General features: G+C 64.0%; 15 protein-coding genes and 1 tRNA gene. 8 read left to right on the forward strand and 8 right to left on the reverse strand.

Annotated elements, in window-relative coordinates; genetic code table 11:
- The first annotated feature begins 20 nt into the window (after nucleotides 1-20).
- Complete coding sequence (locus tag AB0H22_RS12905; RefSeq protein WP_358146829.1) at nucleotides 21-1,250, forward strand: cytochrome P450; 1,230 nt, start codon at nucleotides 21-23, stop codon at nucleotides 1,248-1,250.
- Here the strand turns inward: AB0H22_RS12905 and AB0H22_RS12910 are convergent, their stop codons facing one another.
- The 4 genes from AB0H22_RS12910 to AB0H22_RS12925 form a co-directional block, all read right to left on the reverse strand.
- Nucleotides 1,251-2,006, reverse strand: a complete 756-nt coding sequence (locus tag AB0H22_RS12910) for an amino acid ABC transporter ATP-binding protein (protein ID WP_305803601.1) — start codon at nucleotides 2,004-2,006, stop codon at nucleotides 1,251-1,253.
- Entirely contained in the window at nucleotides 2,003-3,424 is a 1,422-nt protein-coding gene (locus AB0H22_RS12915) for an ABC transporter substrate-binding protein/permease (protein WP_358147035.1), read from the reverse strand. Before AB0H22_RS12915 ends, AB0H22_RS12910 begins: the two co-directional genes overlap by 4 nt.
- 100 nt (nucleotides 3,425-3,524) lie before the next feature.
- Nucleotides 3,525-4,400, reverse strand: a complete 876-nt coding sequence (gene gluQRS, locus AB0H22_RS12920; RefSeq protein WP_358146830.1) for a tRNA glutamyl-Q(34) synthetase GluQRS — start codon at nucleotides 4,398-4,400, stop codon at nucleotides 3,525-3,527.
- The gene (locus tag AB0H22_RS12925; protein WP_180750566.1) at nucleotides 4,397-5,461 is read right to left on the reverse strand and encodes an ATP-dependent DNA ligase; all 1,065 of its coding nucleotides are present in this window, start codon (nucleotides 5,459-5,461) and stop codon (nucleotides 4,397-4,399) included. The genes gluQRS and AB0H22_RS12925 overlap by 4 nt, the downstream gene beginning before the upstream one ends.
- Before the next feature lie 40 nt (nucleotides 5,462-5,501).
- Between AB0H22_RS12925 and AB0H22_RS12930 the strand changes: the two genes are divergently transcribed.
- The 3 genes from AB0H22_RS12930 to AB0H22_RS12940 are packed head-to-tail and all read left to right on the forward strand — an operon-like array spanning nucleotide 5,502 to nucleotide 8,334.
- Entirely contained in the window at nucleotides 5,502-6,563 is a 1,062-nt protein-coding gene (locus AB0H22_RS12930) for a DNA polymerase domain-containing protein (protein WP_358146831.1), read from the forward strand.
- Nucleotides 6,563-7,834 carry a glycosyltransferase 87 family protein gene (locus tag AB0H22_RS12935; protein WP_358146832.1) on the forward strand — a complete coding sequence of 424 codons (1,272 nt, stop codon included), beginning with the start codon at nucleotides 6,563-6,565 and terminating at the stop codon, nucleotides 7,832-7,834. The genes AB0H22_RS12930 and AB0H22_RS12935 overlap by 1 nt, the downstream gene beginning before the upstream one ends.
- A complete protein-coding gene (locus AB0H22_RS12940; protein WP_358146833.1) occupies nucleotides 7,831-8,334 on the forward strand; it encodes a hypothetical protein in 504 nt (167 codons plus the stop codon). Before AB0H22_RS12935 ends, AB0H22_RS12940 begins: the two co-directional genes overlap by 4 nt.
- Here AB0H22_RS12940 and AB0H22_RS12945 read toward each other — a convergent pair.
- The 4 genes from AB0H22_RS12945 to AB0H22_RS12960 form a co-directional block, all read right to left on the reverse strand.
- Entirely contained in the window at nucleotides 8,331-9,005 is a 675-nt protein-coding gene (locus AB0H22_RS12945) for a hypothetical protein (protein ID WP_358146834.1), read from the reverse strand. The two genes, AB0H22_RS12940 and AB0H22_RS12945, sit on opposite strands and share 4 nt — an antisense overlap.
- A 24-nt stretch (nucleotides 9,006-9,029) precedes the next feature.
- Nucleotides 9,030-9,118 (reverse strand) — tRNA-Ser (locus AB0H22_RS12950).
- An 87-nt stretch (nucleotides 9,119-9,205) separates the two neighbouring features.
- The gene (locus AB0H22_RS12955) at nucleotides 9,206-9,784 is read right to left on the reverse strand and encodes a hypothetical protein (RefSeq protein ID WP_255485955.1); all 579 of its coding nucleotides are present in this window, start codon (nucleotides 9,782-9,784) and stop codon (nucleotides 9,206-9,208) included.
- A 52-nt stretch (nucleotides 9,785-9,836) separates the two neighbouring features.
- Entirely contained in the window at nucleotides 9,837-10,994 is a 1,158-nt protein-coding gene (locus tag AB0H22_RS12960; protein ID WP_358146835.1) for an MFS transporter, read from the reverse strand.
- A 154-nt stretch (nucleotides 10,995-11,148) separates the two neighbouring features.
- Between AB0H22_RS12960 and AB0H22_RS12965 the strand changes: the two genes are divergently transcribed.
- The 4 genes from AB0H22_RS12965 to AB0H22_RS12980 all read left to right on the forward strand — a co-directional run bounded on the left by AB0H22_RS12965 (nucleotide 11,149) and on the right by AB0H22_RS12980 (nucleotide 15,796).
- Nucleotides 11,149-12,525 carry an alpha/beta hydrolase-fold protein gene (locus AB0H22_RS12965; protein WP_358146836.1) on the forward strand — a complete coding sequence of 459 codons (1,377 nt, stop codon included), beginning with the start codon at nucleotides 11,149-11,151 and terminating at the stop codon, nucleotides 12,523-12,525.
- A gap of 79 nt (nucleotides 12,526-12,604) precedes the next feature.
- Nucleotides 12,605-13,579 (forward strand): NADPH:quinone reductase, encoded by a 975-nt coding sequence (locus AB0H22_RS12970; protein WP_180750836.1) that lies wholly within the window; start codon nucleotides 12,605-12,607, stop codon nucleotides 13,577-13,579.
- Between the two features lie 124 nt (nucleotides 13,580-13,703).
- Complete coding sequence (locus AB0H22_RS12975; protein WP_180750572.1) at nucleotides 13,704-14,234, forward strand: SRPBCC family protein; 531 nt, start codon at nucleotides 13,704-13,706, stop codon at nucleotides 14,232-14,234.
- Nucleotides 14,231-15,796: an AMP-binding protein gene (locus AB0H22_RS12980; protein WP_358146837.1), complete on the forward strand. Its 1,566-nt coding sequence runs from the start codon at nucleotides 14,231-14,233 to the stop codon at nucleotides 15,794-15,796. The genes AB0H22_RS12975 and AB0H22_RS12980 overlap by 4 nt, the downstream gene beginning before the upstream one ends.
- Nucleotides 15,797-15,822: the final 26 nt, after the last annotated feature.

Raw genomic sequence — 15,822 nt, forward strand, 5'->3', positions numbered from 1 at the left:
TCCGGGCGCACACTGGGCACATGCCTACTACGACCGACCCGGGCACCCTGCTACTTCAGGTGCTCGATCCGGCGAATCGCGCAGATCCGTACCCCGTGTACCGGCAGCTGTGCGAGCAGACACAGACTGGACCGGTGCAGCCGCGCACCGCCGTGAGCGTGCTGGCCACCTTCGCGGACTGCAATGCCGTGCTGCGTCACCCGCAGGCCTCCTCGGATCGGCGCAAGTCCAATCTCGTCCAGCAGCAGCTCGCCAAGTACCCGAACCTGGCGTTGGGTAAGCCCTCGTTCCTCGGGCTGGACGCCCCCGATCACACTCGGCTGCGCAAGCTCGCGTCAAAGGCATTTGCGCCCAGGGTCATCAATGCGATGGCCACTGATGTCCAGTCCCTTGTCGACGGTCTGCTGGACGATATCGCCGAGCGCGGCAGCTTCAACCTGGTCTCGGACTTCGCCTATCCGCTACCCGTGGCGGTGATCTGCCGGATGTTGGGCGTGCCGCTGGAAGACGAGCCCGAATTCGGCCGCGCCTCAGCACTTCTCGGGCAGTCTTTGGACCCGGTCTTCGCGCTCACCGGGCAGGCCGCCGAGAACATGGACGAGCGCATCAAAGCAAGCCGCTGGATGTGGGACTACTTCATCGATCTCATCGCGGCCCGTCGGCGCAACCTCGGTGACGATCTGCTGTCCGCGCTGATTCAGGTGGAGGAAGCCGGTGATCAGCTCACCGAAGACGAGATCATCTCCACCTGCACCCTGCTGCTCATCGCCGGGCACGAGACCACTGTCAACCTGATGGCCAACGCGTCGTTGGCCATGTTGCGTGCGCCCAAGCAGTGGAAATTGTTGGGACAGAACGCCGATCGTGCGCCACTGGTCATCGAGGAAACACTGCGTTATGACCCACCTGTGCATATGGTGGCCCGTGTTGCCGATGGAGACATGACCATTCGCGACTTCACGTTGCCCAGCGGCGAGTGGATGTTGCTGATGCTCGCTGCCGCGCAACGTGATCCGGAGGTCGGCCCCGACCTCGACGTCTTCGACCCGGATCGTGCCGAGATCAAGCACCTGGCCTTTGGGCATGGGCCGCACTTCTGCCTGGGCGCGCCGCTCGCGCGACTGGAGGCCAAGCTGGCGCTGAGCTCGATCACGGCGCGGTTCCCCGAGGCGTGCCTGACCGGTGAGCCCACCTACAAACCGAATGTCACGCTGCGCGGGCTCGCCGACCTGCCGGTGAGTATCGGATAGCTACAGCGGTTCGAGGATGCGATGCAGGAACTGTTTCGTGCGTTCCTGCCGGGGCGCACCGATCACTTCGCTCGGCGGACCCTTCTCCAGCACTACACCGCCGTCGGTGAAGAGCACCTGGTCGGCCACCTGCTGGGCGAACCGGATCTCGTGCGTCACGATCACCATGGTCCAGCCTTGGGTGGCCAGGTCCTTGATCACCGCCAGTACCTCGCCGACTAGCTCCGGGTCGAGCGCGGAGGTTGGCTCGTCGAACAACATCAGTTTGGGTTTGATTGCCAGCGCCCGCGCAATGCCGACCCGCTGCTGTTGCCCGCCGGAAAGTTGGTAGGGGTACTGGTCCTGTTTGCCGTCTAACCCGACGCTTCTCAGCAGCTCCAGGGCATCGGCTCGCGCTTCATCGACCGGGCGTCGTTGCACAATCACCGGACCCTCGATGACGTTCTGCAGCACTGTCTTATGAGGAAAGAGATTGTGCCCCTGGAACACCATGCCACTCTGGGCGCGGAACCGATAGAACTCAGCCTCGGGTATATCGACCGAAAAGTCCACCCGCACATCACCGATGGTGATTTCGCCGGCGTCCGGGCGTTCCAGCGCGTTCAGTGAGCGCAGCACCGTGGTCTTTCCCGAGCCCGACGGCCCGATGATGACAGTCACTGAACCAGTGGGCACCTCAAAGGAGACGCCCTTGAGAACCTGGTTGCTGCCAAAGGATTTGGTCACACCAGCGACGGTTACCAGAGTGTCGGTCATTTGGCCACATACCTTTCCAGACGCTTCTCCAGTCTGTTCTGTCCCGCCGACAATGCCAGGCAGACAATCCAGTAGTACGCCGCCGCAGTTCCATACATCGCGAAGAACTTGAAGGTCGGTGCGGCCACAATCTGCGCTGTCCGGAACAGTTCGGTCACCAAAATCGTCGAGGCCAAGGACGTGTCCTTCACCAGGGAAATCAATGTGTTGGACAGCGGCGGTACCGCGACCCGGCTGGCCTGCGGCAAGATGATGCGCCGCAATGTGGTCGGATACTTCATACCGATGGTTTGTGCGGCCTCCCATTGGCCCTTGGGGATACTGGCGATGGCCGATCGGATCACCTCTGCCGCATAGCCGCCCACGTTGAGGCTGAACGCGATCACCGCTGCCGGGAACGCGTCGATTTTGATCCCCGCCTCGGGTAGCGCGAAGAAGATCAGGAATAGCTGCACCAGCAGTGGGGTGCCGCGGATGATCGAGATGTAGAACCGGGCGGCCCCGGACAGCACACGGTTCGGCGATAGTCGTGCCAGTGCCACACCGAGTGCTATCACGAGTCCGATCACGAAGCTGATCGCTGCCAGCGGAATCGTGATGGTGATGGTGGCCTTGGCCAGCGGCCAAAGGTTGTCCAGGATCAGCCGCGTGGTCGATGGCGCGGGAGCGCTGCCACTGGCGTTGGTCTTCAGATACTTTTCGGAGATCTTGGCCAGCGTGCCGTCGGCGCCCAGCTCGTCGAGGGCGCGGTTGAGTTCTGGCAGTAGTCCACTGCCCTTGCGCGCCGCAAATGTCTGCTCGCTGCGCTGCCCGGTCTTGGCCGCGATCTTGACCGAGGTGTTTTCCTTGCTCGCCAGGTAGGCATAGACAGCGATGCTGTCGTTGATGGTTGCGTCGATACGGCCCTGGTCGAGCAGTGTGATGGCCGGTGTAAAGCCATCCACCGCTTCTACTTTGGCCCCGGCTTGCCGGGCCACTGCGGCCCAGTTGCTGGTCATCGATTGGGCGGCAGTCTTACCGGACAGATCCTTCAATGAGGTGATGGAATCATCAGTGGCGCGGGTGACGATGACGCCCTCGCCAACCGCGTAGGGCTTGGACAGGTCGTAGATGGCTTGGCGTTCGGGGGATGCGGTGACCTGATTGGCAACCACATCGATCCGGCCTGCCTCCAACGCGGGAAAGAGCGAATCCCATGGCATCTCAACGAATTCAATGTGAATTCCGAGTTTGTCGCCCACCGCCCGCGCCACGTCGACGTCGTAGCCGGAAAGGGTGCCGCCGGCGTTTCCATCGTGGAAACTGAACGGCGCGTACGTCCCTTCGGTGCCGACGCGCAACACCCGCGCCGAGGAATTCCGGTCCGATCCTCCCTCCGCACCTTGACCGCACGCCAATGTAACCAGGGCAATAAGCATGCCCAGTACCAACGCCACTCGTGTACGGCGCAACAGTTATCCCCTCGAAGGCAGTGGGCGGCAGGCTAACATGTCGGGTGTCTGTACCGGCCGCTTCGGATCAATCCGAGTAAATCCATGGCTCGCGGGGCAGCCGCAGTGCATCGAATTGCCGCATCAGATCGGCAGCGTCGGCGGCCCGGTATCCCAGGGATTCGCAGATTAACCGGAATGAGCGGTCCGCACCCAGGTCGGCGATGGTCACGGCACCATCGCGTTTGGCCAGCCGCACACGTGCCGTGTTGAGCGCCAGCGGGACATGGGCATACGTCGGCACCGGATAACCCAGCAGTTCCGCCAGATAAGCCTGCCGGGGCGCGGAAGTCAGCAGATCGTCGCCGCGGACCACCTGATCGATGCCCTGTGCGTTGTCGTCGATCACCACCGCGACGTTGTAGGCGACCGCGCCGTCGCCGCGGCGCACCACGAAATCGTCGACCAGGCCAGTGTATTCACCGCGCAGCACGTCAACCACGGTGCGCGGAGAGTTCTCGGTGCGCAGCCGCAACGCGGGCGGACGTTCGGTGCGGCCTAACCGGAACCGTGCGCGCTCTGTCTCCGACAGGTCGCGGCAGGTGCCCGGATAGGCGCCGGGCGGGGAGTGTGGCGCCGTCGGTGCCTGGGCGATATCTTTTCTGCTGCAATAGCATTCGTATATCGTGCCGCGAGACTCCAGCGATGAGATCACTTCGTCGTAGGCAGTGGTCCGAGCGGACTGCCACACCACGGGTTCATCCCACTCGAGCCCGATCGCGGCGAGGTCGGCCAGCTGGCGTGCTGCCACCGAGGTGCTGGTGCGCGTATCCAGATCCTCCACGCGCATGAAGAACCTCCGCCCGGTCGACCGCGCGAGCAGCCACGCCAACAGGGCCGTGCGCAGATTCCCTATGTGCAGGTCACCCGACGGGCTCGGCGCAAATCGCCCGGCACCCGTCACACCAGACCCGGCACAATATCGTTGAGGTTGAAGGTGATTGGTCGTTCGAGCTGTTCGTAGGTGCAGGAACGCGGATCGCGGTCCGGGCGCCAGCGGTTGAATTGCGCGGTGTGACGGAAGCGCACGCCTTCCATGTGGTCGTAGCGGACTTCCACCACCCGCTCGGGGCGCAGCGCAACGAAGGACAGGTCCTTACCGGAATTCCAACGCGAACCCGCGTTCTTCTGTGGTGTGCGTTCACCGGCTTCGTGGGCCGCCCAGTTCCAGGGGTGATCCTCGAGGGGGGTGACGAGCGGTTGCAGTTCCTGGAACAGGCGCTTGCGCTCGGCCATCGGGAACGCGCCGATCACACCGACCGAAGCCAGCGCCCCGTCGTCCTGATACAGACCCAGCAGCAATGATCCGATGGCGTCGTCACCGGACTTGTGGACCCGATACCCCGCCACCACGCAGTCGGCGGTCCGTTCGGGTTTGATCTTGAACATCACGCGCTTGTCGGGCTGATAGGCGATAGCCAAGGGTTTTGCGATGAGCCCGTCGGTACCGGCACCCTCGAACTCCTCGAACCAGCGTTGCGCGAGGGTCTGGTCGGTCGTCGCGGGCGTGAGATGAATCGACGTGCCGGCGGGGGACAGGGCCTCGGTCAGTGCGGCCCGCCGCTCGCTGAATGGCCGTGCGGTGTAATCCTCGTCGCCGAGTGCGAGCAGGTCGAAGGCGATGAACGAGGCGGGTGTCTGCTCCGCCAGCAGCCGCACCCGTGAATCCGCGGGGTGAATCCGCTGTTGGAGGGCCTCGAAATCCAGTCCGTCCTCGGTAGCGATCACGATCTCCCCGTCGATAACGCACCGCTCGGGTAACTCAGCCAGCGCGGCGATAACCAGCTCGGGGAAGTATCGGGTCAGCGGTTTCTCGTTACGACTGCCCAGTTCCACCTCGTCGCCGTCACGAAAGACGATCGACCTGAACCCATCCCATTTGGGCTCGTAGGACGCGTCAGCGGGGATGGCTGCCACCGGCTTGGCGAGCATGGGGGACACAGGTGGCATGACGGGGAGGTCCATTGGCCCATTCTGACGGGCGGGCTCTGACAGACTGACTGCAATGCCTACACCCGCCGAGGAATTAGATGTAGACGGCGTCGCCGTCCGCCTGAGCAACCCCGACAAGATCTACTTTCCGCAGCTTGGTGCCGATGGCGGCACCAAACGCCACCTCGCCGAGTACTACCGCACGATGGCTGTCGGTCTTCGCGCAAGCGGCTCATCCGCGGCTGCCGGACCCATGATGAACGCGCTGCGGGACCGGCCCACGCACCTGCAACGATTCCCCGACGGCATCGATGGCGAGGAGATCTACCAAAAGCGGCTGCCCAAGCACTATCCCGATTACTTGGACACCTGCGAGGTGACTTTCCCGTCCGGCCGCACCGCCGAGGTCCTGCGGGTCACCACACCCGCCGCGATCGTGTGGGCCGCGCAGATGGGCACGGTCACGCTGCATCCCTGGCAGGTGCGGTATCCCGACCTGGAACACCCCGACGAGCTGCGTATCGATTTGGACCCGCAGCCGGGGACCGGTTTCGATGAGGCCAAGTCGGTGGCACTCGATGTGCTGCGCCCGCTGCTCGACGAACTGGGGTTCGTCGCCTACCCGAAAACCTCCGGGGGCCGCGGTATCCACATCTATCTGCGTATCGAGACTCGCTGGGATTTCATCGAGGTACGCAGGGCCGGTATCGCGCTGGCCCGCGAGGTGGAACGCCGCGCGCCGAAACAGGTGACCACGTCGTGGTGGAAGGAAGAACGTGGCGAGCGCATCTTCATCGACTTCAACCAGAATGCGCGTGACCGCACTATGGCATCGGCCTATTCGGTGCGACGCACATCCATCGCGACGGTTTCCACGCCGTTGACGTGGGACGAGCTCGTCGACGCCGAACCCGATGACTTCACCATCGCGACCGTGCCCGAGCTGCTCCGGAAGCGTCCAGATCCTATGGCGGAGATGGACGGTGCACCGCAATCGATCGAGCCGCTTCTTGAGCTGGTAGCGCGGGATGAGGCGAACGGACTGGGCGATATGCCCTATCCGCCCAACTACCCGAAGATGCCGGGAGAACCGAAACGCGTTCAGCCATCCCGGGATACCGATAGGAAGCAGTAGTGACAGTCCGCAGTATGTCGTCGCGGACGGCGAGTGTGTTCTTGGCGGTGGGTATCGTCGCGGTTCTGGTTCAGCATTGGCTGGTACCGCTGGATGCCCCGAATAGCTTCGGATTGTTCAGCAATGGTGGCGATCTGATGACCTACCGATTCGGTGGTCTGCGGATTCTGCACCGCGAGCTGTTGTATGCCACGGAGATTCCGGACGCGGGGTGGTTCACCTACACGCCGTTCGCCGCGTTACTGTTCGCCCCGCTGGGGTTCGTATCGCTGGGAACAGCGAAGGTGCTCTGGTTCGTGATGAACATGGGGGCGCTGTTCGCCATCATCTGGCGGTGCTGGCGGGTTCTCGGATATGCGGCCGATAGCCGCCTGGCCGTCGCATGCGCTGGAATGACCTTGTTGGCCTTGGATATTCAGCCTGTCCATGGAACGCTGTGGCAGGGGCAGGTCAATCTCGTGCTGGCCGCGCTGATCATTTGGGATCTCACCCGCCCCGATGGCGCCCGGTGGCGTGGTTGGTCGGTGGGCGTCGCATCGGGCGTCAAGCTCACCGCCATCATCTTCCTTCCCTACCTATTGGTTTCCCGTCAGTGGCGGGCCGCGGTGGCTTCGATAGCAACGGCCATCGGTACCGTGGCACTGGGATGGATTGTGCTGCCCTCGGATTCGTCCGACTACTGGTTGAGTGCCGTCCGTACCACCGATCACATAGGGTCGCTGGATCATCCGGGCAACGCGTCAATTGGTGGAGCATTATCGAATCTCTATGCGCCGCAACCCATGCCGACATGGCTGTGGGTTCTGCTCGCGGGTGTGGCCGCGCTGCTGGGAATGGCGGCCGCGTGGCGCGCTCACCGCGCGGGTCGGGAGCTGCTGGCGGTCGCCGTCGTCGGCATGGTCGGCTGCGTGGTGTCCCCGTTGGCGTGGGGCCATCACTGGGTGTGGACGGTGCCACTCATAGTGCTGTTGGTCAACCAGATTCTGACGACTCGCGGTGTGCACCGGTGGCAGTGGGCCGCGGTGACGGCCGTGATCGGCGTGGTGGTGTTCATGTGGCAATACGTGCTGCTCTACATCCGGGCAATGCGGATAGACCCCAATTTTCAGTCCTACATCACCGGGTGGGATGCCGTCATCGCGCATATGTCCAAGGCCGAGCGGGCCTTCGACTGTGCAGCCTTGCCGTTGCTGTTCCTTGTGGTGGCGATATGGGTACTCACGACGAAATCTCTGATACCCGAATCGGATACCGGTACCGTGCAGGAATGAAACGTTGGGCGGCGACCTGTGCCGTCGCGCTTTTCGCGGTCGGTGGCTGCTCGTCATGGGACCAAGCTGAGTCCACCCCAACGTCGTACATGCCGCAAAAGACCGGAGCGTCACCGATCCGCTATGACTCCGAGCCGCTGGAGCAGCGTTTCCCGAAGTTACCGAAACCGGTGACCGGTGAATGGGTGCAGGGATTTTTCAGCGACTCACCCCTGCCCGGGCCAAACACCACGTATTGGATGGACGCGATCATCGAAATGCCGCCCCAGCAGTTGGCCGCGTACGTGGCGCCCTTCCGCTCGGGCATGGTGCTTGCGATCAGACCGCGTCTGTGGAAAACGCTCGACTCCGGTGTGCCGTCCGCGCAATTCGAACGCAGCGACGAGCTTGACCGGATGCTGTCCACCAATACCGAGAAGGGTGGTTGGGCGGTCAAGGCCTTTGTGCCCAAGGACGGGTCGGTACTGGTCCTGTCTACGCAGGGGAAGGACCCGGCCTAGGACTTGCGGGTGCGACGGTTCCGTAGGCCGCGCGACGGTTCCTCGGTCTCGACAGTCTCTTCGGTGGAGTCGTCGGCAGTCTGTGCCGCCTCTGTCTCGCTGGGTTCCTCGGCTGCGATCTCGTCGGCCGGTGTCTCGTCTGCTTCGGTCTCGTCTGTCTCGGTCTGGTCGCTAAGCTCCACGACCTTGGTGGCCTTCTTCTTGACCGGGCGGGGCTTGCGTTCCTTCTCGGGGAGCTCGGCCACCAACGCCAGGTGGTATGCCGCGAAAGCCAGGAGTCCGATCGCCGCGGCGGCGCCGTACACCCCGAACTCCCAAACGCCGAACCGGTCCAAGTCCAGCCAGATCTCGGCCACCGCCGTGCCGACGATCAGGGCGCCCGCCAGGAAATGGCCGCTGAACGAGGCTGCGCGCAGCGTGAGCGCCAGCTGAGGCGTCGCGAACTCGGGTTGTCTGGTCCGCCGCCAGGAGATGAGGGCCGGGATACCCGCAGCCGCGAGCAGCGTGCCCGTGACGATTCTTAATCCCGTACCCAGCGTGTGGCTGGTGGCGCCGTCCAGTTCGGGCCAGCGGGGCAGCACGAAGAGGAAAAAGAGCAGTCCCGCGATCAAGGAGAGAGCGGCATGGCTGCTGGTCAGAACGATGGTCGCCGTCCGGCGTCCGGCAGCCATTGCCCTCCTTGATGCGGTCTTGCGTGGCGGAGGATAGGGGATTTGAACCCCTGAGGGCTATTAACCCAACCCGCGTTCCAGGCGAGCGCCATAGGCCACTAGGCGAATCCTCCGTCGGTCATGGTAGCGGACTGTCCTGAGTGCTCATCGCCACCACTGCCTTGACCGGCCCCGATGCACGTCGTAGGCCTGCACGGCTATCAGCCGCGGGGCGGATACGGGTACGGGTACTGCGGAGGCCCGGGGTACTGCGGCGGCTGTCTGCGGCGTGACGCGGTGACTACCAAGACGATGAGTCCGGCAGCGGCGAGACTTACGCCGACGATCGGGCCCGCGATGGTCACCGACTTGGCGGCGGTGCTGGCCCGAGGGCCGACGCCGTAGTACATATCCGGTGAGCCCGCGCAGCTGATGGTGTAGTCGCCGGCGTCCTGCGCGGTGACCACGTAGAGGGCGCTCCATTGGTTGATGGACAGGCTGCCGCTGTATCGGCTGATCGCCGCATCTCGATTTTCGTCATCGCGAGCGACGCATCGTGTGCGTCCGGCCACCGATACACCGCTCTTGACATCGGCGATATAGATGATCTGTGAGGTACCCGCCTCGAAAGGCACTGTGGCTGAACCATTCCCCTCGAATTGGGAGGTCGGTCCCTGCATCATCGCGATCATCCCCGTGATGAACAGCGCAATACCGCCGATCACACCGACGGCGATCAATGCGGCGCCGATGCCGTACCAGTAGCCAGGAAGAGGCCGTCGCGGTGTCGGCATGCTCATGCGGGGGAGCTTACGAGGTATTCGATGGGGGGTGGATGGATTAGCCAGTCGACTATCCGGAGTCCGCAGTTGCGTCGACCGGCACCGTCACACGTCGTGAGCTCGCTACCAGCACCGCTCCGCCGATCAGCGCGGTGACCAACGCGCCCAGCAGCGGCCGGAATCCGAGTGCGTGCGCCAGGTACGGCGCCGAGCTCGCGCCGAGAAAGACCGTGAACCCGTAGAGGGCGGTACCGGCACCGCGGCGGGGAGCCGCGCGGTCGCCGAACATAGTGACCATCGCCGTCGAGGCGATGGCTATACCGGCGACGAAGATATTGCTACCGATCACGATGACCGGAATCGATCCGGCGCCCACGGCTTCAACCGCCAGCCCTACCGCGGCCAGCACGTATCCCACCAACGCCCCGGTTTCGGTGCCGACCCTGCCCACCCACGACCCCACGAACGGTGCCACGAGCATTCCGGGGATACCCGCCAGCCGAATGGTCGTCACCGTGGATTCCGGGAGCTGCAGTACATCCACCAGCTGAACAGCCAAGCTTGTATACATCGCGACGAAGGACAGCATCAGTACGAAGACGGCTGCCAGCGGTACCGCGATATCCCGACGGGTGAGCAGCCGGGCCTGCGCCACAAAGCCGCTCACGATCCGTGAACCTGGATTGCCGGAACGCTCCTCACGCATCACGGGCGCCAGCAGTGCGGCATTGAGTGCGAGCCCCGCGGCGCTGATCCAGAACAGCCACTGCCACCCCCACGCACGGGTGACGACGGAGGCCATCACCTGCCCGAGAACACCGGCCATCAGATACGCAGTGGATACCGCGCCAATTGCGGTGGTCGCCGTCCGACGGGGCAGTGCCTCGCCAAGATGACTGAGTGCGGACGGCGAGAACGCGCCACCGGCGAAACCCTGCAGCACACGAAGCACCCCGAAGAGAGCGGGTGTTGTGGCGAAGGGCACCAAGAAGGTCAAGACGGCCATGACAGACACCCCGGCGATCAGCACACGTCGGCGGCCGAAGCGGTCGGTGACGGGTCCGAACAGCAGGAAACCCGCGGCGTAACCAAAGAGCGCTGCCGAGAGCGCGGGTGTCATGTTCTGTCCGCCGTAGGAAGCCGAGACGGCATCGTGGATCGGAATCCACACGTACAGCTGCATGGTGACCTGGAGGGCGCACAACACCACCAGAGCAACCCGCACCATTGCTGCACTATCGGCAGGACGTAGGTTCCGCGGCAAGTAGCGGCAGCGTTGTCCGTCACGTTCGGGGGCGGTATTGGGCTGAAATACGCCGATTCCCAGCGATTCTCCAGAATGGAGGGAACGTTCTTTCAGGAATGGCGTGGAGAATCGGGGCGTGCCGTCGTCGGGGACATCGGTTCTGGCAGAGCTGCCGGCCTACGCGCGGAACAACCCGCTCTACGCGGGCCCGTCGCTCATCCACGGTTGGCTTCCAGTGGTCATTCAAGTTGTGGCGGCCCTGGTTCTGGTCGCAGGCGTCTATCGCAGACCGCAAAACTGGCTTCGGGTCTGGCTGCCCAGTGCCGCGATGTGCGGTGTGGGTGTCGGATCGCTCGCGTACTGGTACGTCAGCTCGCAGGGAATGGCAGACAATCCGCCTCCGCTCATGCTGTGGGTTTGGATCGGTTTTGCCGCAGGGGCTCTAGTCGTCCTTGTCGCCGGTTGGGCAAGGACACGATGGACGCGTCGGAGCGCGATGGCATTGGCTGTTCCGCTGTGCTTGATCGCCGCCGCGACCGTGCTCAATCAGTGGATCGACTACTACGACACCGCACGTCTGGCGTGGGCGTCGGTGACCGCCGGGCCGCTGCCCGACCAGGTAGACCTGGCGACCGCACAGGATCTGAGGGGTAAGGGCGCCAGGGCTACGGGAGCGGTGGTGCCCGTGCAGATCCCTACGGACATCTCGGGATTTCACCACCGCACCGAGTACGTCTACCTGCCGCCTGTGTGGTTCGCGCGGCCGGACCCACCGAAACTGCCGGTCGTTGTCATGATTTCTGGCGCGTGGTCAACACCAGCAGATTGGTTGCGGCAAGGCAACGCGGCCGCCGCCATGGACCGCTTCGCGCAGTCTCATGACGGAGTCACTCCCGTGCTGGTGTTCGTCGATACCGGAGGCACCTTCAATAACGACACCGAATGTGTGAACGGGCCGCGCGGTAACGTGGCCACCCATATCACCAAAGAGGTTGTTCCATATGTGAATTCGGAGTTCGCGACGAGCTCACGCCCCGATAACTGGGGGGTCGTTGGTTGGTCGATGGGTGGAACGTGTGCGGCTGACCTGACCATCACTCACCCGGAGCTCTTCCATGCCTTCGTTGACATGGCCGGCGACCTCACTCCCAATGCGGGCACCAAGGATCAGACGGTAGAGCGGCTTTTCGGTGGCGACGCAAGTCAATGGGCGCTGTTCGACACGCTGACCGCAATACCCGGCCATGAGCGGTACCGGGATGTTGCGGGCTGGCTGGACGTGTCGACGACCGCGAAGATCAGAGCCGGTCAGGAGCAGCTCACTGGTCCGATCGCCGCTCGGCGACTATGTGAGGCGGCGCTGCCTGCCGGGATCGAGTGTGTGGTGGTGACCCGCACGGGCAACCACGACTGGGCATATGCGCAGGAGGCCTTCACGCAGGCATTCCCATGGATCGCAGGCAGGCTGGGTACCCCGGGAGTGATACGTACGCCGTTGCCGGCGGCGACGTGAATTGCAATCTGTAGCAGCGTAATCCGTCACCTCCTCATGTCACATTGTGACGTTCCCGCACATGGCCCAAGATGTGCGTATGCGCGCCGCCTACATAGAGCAGCGGGGACCCGCCGAGAACATCCGGTACGGCACGCTTCCCGAACCCGTCACCGCGCCGGGCGAGGTGCTCGTCCGGGTCGACGCGGTGGCGGTCAACCCGGTGGACACCTTCGTGCGCTCGGGCTCGTATCCCACTGCGATTCCGCTGCCGTTCGTGGTCGGACGTGACCTGGTGGGGACGGTCGTGGACGGAGCAGCGGGGTTCCGCCCGGGTGCGCGCGTCTGGTGCACCAGTCTCGGCTACGACGGAAGACAAGGCGCTACAGCGGAATTCGCTGCTGTCCCCGCGGAACGGCTGTACGAACTGCCGGCGGATGTGGACCCGGTGATAGCTGTCGCGGTGGCGCACCCCGCCTCTACTGCCTATTTAGCGACCGTCGAGTACGGCGAGACCGGAGCCGAGGATACGGTGCTGATCGTGGGCGCCGCCGGGAACGTGGGGTCGGCCGCCATCGCGTTGGCCGCCCGGTCCGGCGCGACGGTGATCGCGGTGGCGTCGCGGCGAAGCCTGGACAGGTGTAGGGAGCTCGGCGCCCACGAGGTGTACGACTACACGTCGGATTGGGTTCCACGGGTGGGCGAGACACACAGCGCCGGTATCGACGTCTATCTGGACACCTCGGGCGTCAACGACATCACCGCTGCGGTGGAACTGCTCGCGCCACACGGCCGGATCGTCCTGTTGTCGGGGGACGGAACCGCGGACACTCAGCGGCCGGTGCCGCTTGGCCCGTTGTACCGCAAGAGCGGATCCATCCGCGGGTTTGTCATGTCCAGGGCCTCCACCCGCCAGCTCGCCGACGCGGCCCGTCGCACCGCAGTATTGCTCGCCGATGGTGAACTGGCAACGAATACCATTGAAATGATGCAGTTTTCGGATACTGCCCGAGCACATCGGCGCATCGAGACCGAGCCTATGGGTGGCACCCGACTGGTGCTGCTTCCCGCCTGATTACTGGCCGCAACCTGGCGTTTACGCCTCGTCGACGCACCGACTTGACGGACCCGAAAATCGACTTGACGGACCTTCTCCGGAATCGTCGCTGCGCCCAATGGCCGGTGCCAGCCTTTGATGCGTGAGCCTCTTCGAAATCGAAACCAGCGCCTTCTCCACCGCATCCCCCGACGAGCTGTACGCATTGGTCAGTGACCTCCCCGAGAGTGGTCGTTGGAGTCCAGAATGCATTGGTGGACAATGGATATCCGGCGAACCCGGCCAGGTTGGCGCGGTCTTCCGCGGCAACAATAATCGTGCGTCCGACGTTGTGGCCTGGGCCCCGGTGGTGCGCGGAGGCTGGCAGACCGAGAGTGAGATCGTGGCTGCCGAAGCACCGAAACAGTTCAGCTGGTCCATTCTGAACCGTTCCGGAGAGCGGCAGGAGAGCATCTGGAGCTACTTCGTCGACCCCGCCGAGGGCGGCTCGACCCTGCGGCATCACTACCGCATGGGCAAGCCCACCGAGGGTATCACCGAAATCATGTCGCACCTCGACGAAGAGGGGAAGGCGCGTTTCGTCCGTGAATGGGGCGACAAGCTCCGCGCCGATATGCAGGCCACCGTGGACGCGATTGCGCGTATCACCCTAGAAGCTGGAGTACCCCAATGATTTTGCAGCGCCTAGGAAACCGCGGGATCAAACTCGGCACGCTCTTCGAGCGCGCCGCACGTAAGCACCCTTCCAACACGCTGACCCTTGACCATCGGCCCTCGCTGGCTCCGCAGCTGGAAGGCACGGCGACCATCGCCCAGGTGGCTGCAGCGGTGGACGATATCGCCCGGCGGCTGCGGGCCGCCGGTGTCGAGCCGGGGGACAAACTGGTCATCCACAAGTCCGATGGCTTTGATATCACGCTCGCTGCCTGTGCCGCCGCCCGCGTTGGTGCAGTTCCAGTTCTGTTGTCCCCCAAGCTGGACGGACAGACAGTGGCAACACTCATCGAGCGGGTCGGCAACCCGACCTTGCTGACTGATGCCGCCAAACTCGACGGCGACCTGGCCGGACAGCCCATCGCCGACCTCACCTCCCGCATCTTGCTCGCCGAAGGCCAGCACGCACGGGCCGTGACGCTATCGGATCTGACTCCCGCGGCCCCCGCCCCTGCCGTCATCCCCAGCCCGCACGACCCGGCACTCATCACCCACACGTCAGGTACCACCGGGGTGCCAAAGCTTGCGGTGCACACCAACTTCACCTTCGAGGCACGGTATCGGCCACAGGCGGCCGTCGCCGCGCTGGTACGCCGCCGCGAACCCGTCGTCATCCATGTGTCCTTCGTGCATTCGCGCCTGGTGACGGCGCTGGCGATCGCGATCCTGCGCGGGTTCCCCGTGGTGGTTCTTGTGGACGACGAGCCCGAGCACGCCGCAGAAATCTTCCTGCGCGTCAAACCGGGAATCCTTGAGGCCCATCCGAACACGTTCATCAACTGGGAAGCACTGGCCGATGACCCTCGGCGCCCCCTGGCCTCGGTGAAGTACTTCAGCAGCACCTTCGACGCCATCCACCCGCGTACCGTGCACACCCTGCTCGCAGCTTCACAACGCCGCCGACCGCTTTTCGGCCAGCTCTACGGTCAGAGTGAGGTAGGACCCATCGTGGCGCGTGGCTTCAGCCGTCTCCGGTCTGCTGATTCCGACGGTCGTTGCGTCGGCTACCCGTTCCCGGGTATGACGGATGTCCGAATCGTATCCCGCAATGGACAGCGGCCGTCACAGGAGAACCCCGGCTACATCGAGGTGCGCACCGATGGTCGGATTCGTACCTACCTGGGGGAGCAGGAACGTTACGACAAGCAGCTCGACGATGGCTGGTGGCGGATGGGAGATGTCGGCTATCGCACGCGCTGGGGTTGCATTCATCTACTCGACCGCGAGGTTGATCTCATCGACGGCTTCGGCAGCACCCTGGCCGCCGAGGATCGCCTGTTCTTGGCAGTGGGCGAGCTCACCGAGGTGATCATCGTCGCCGGCCCGGGAGGTCTCGCGCAGCCCGTCGTGTGCACGAAAAACGATGTGCCGCTGAATCTGAATGCCTGGGATGCTGCGGCAGCACAGCTGCCGCCGATGGCCGCGCCGTTACAGTTGCGCCTCGATGAGCTGCCGCAGACGGCCACCACAAAGATCAAGAGGCTGGAACTGTCGGCGCGCATAGGTGCGGGGGCTTTGTGATGAGCGGCTTACACCAAGAGAATCGA

Source organism: Mycobacterium sp. NPDC050853, from assembly GCF_040653875.1.
In the GTDB taxonomy this organism is placed as follows: Bacteria; Actinomycetota; Actinomycetes; order Mycobacteriales; family Mycobacteriaceae; genus Mycobacterium.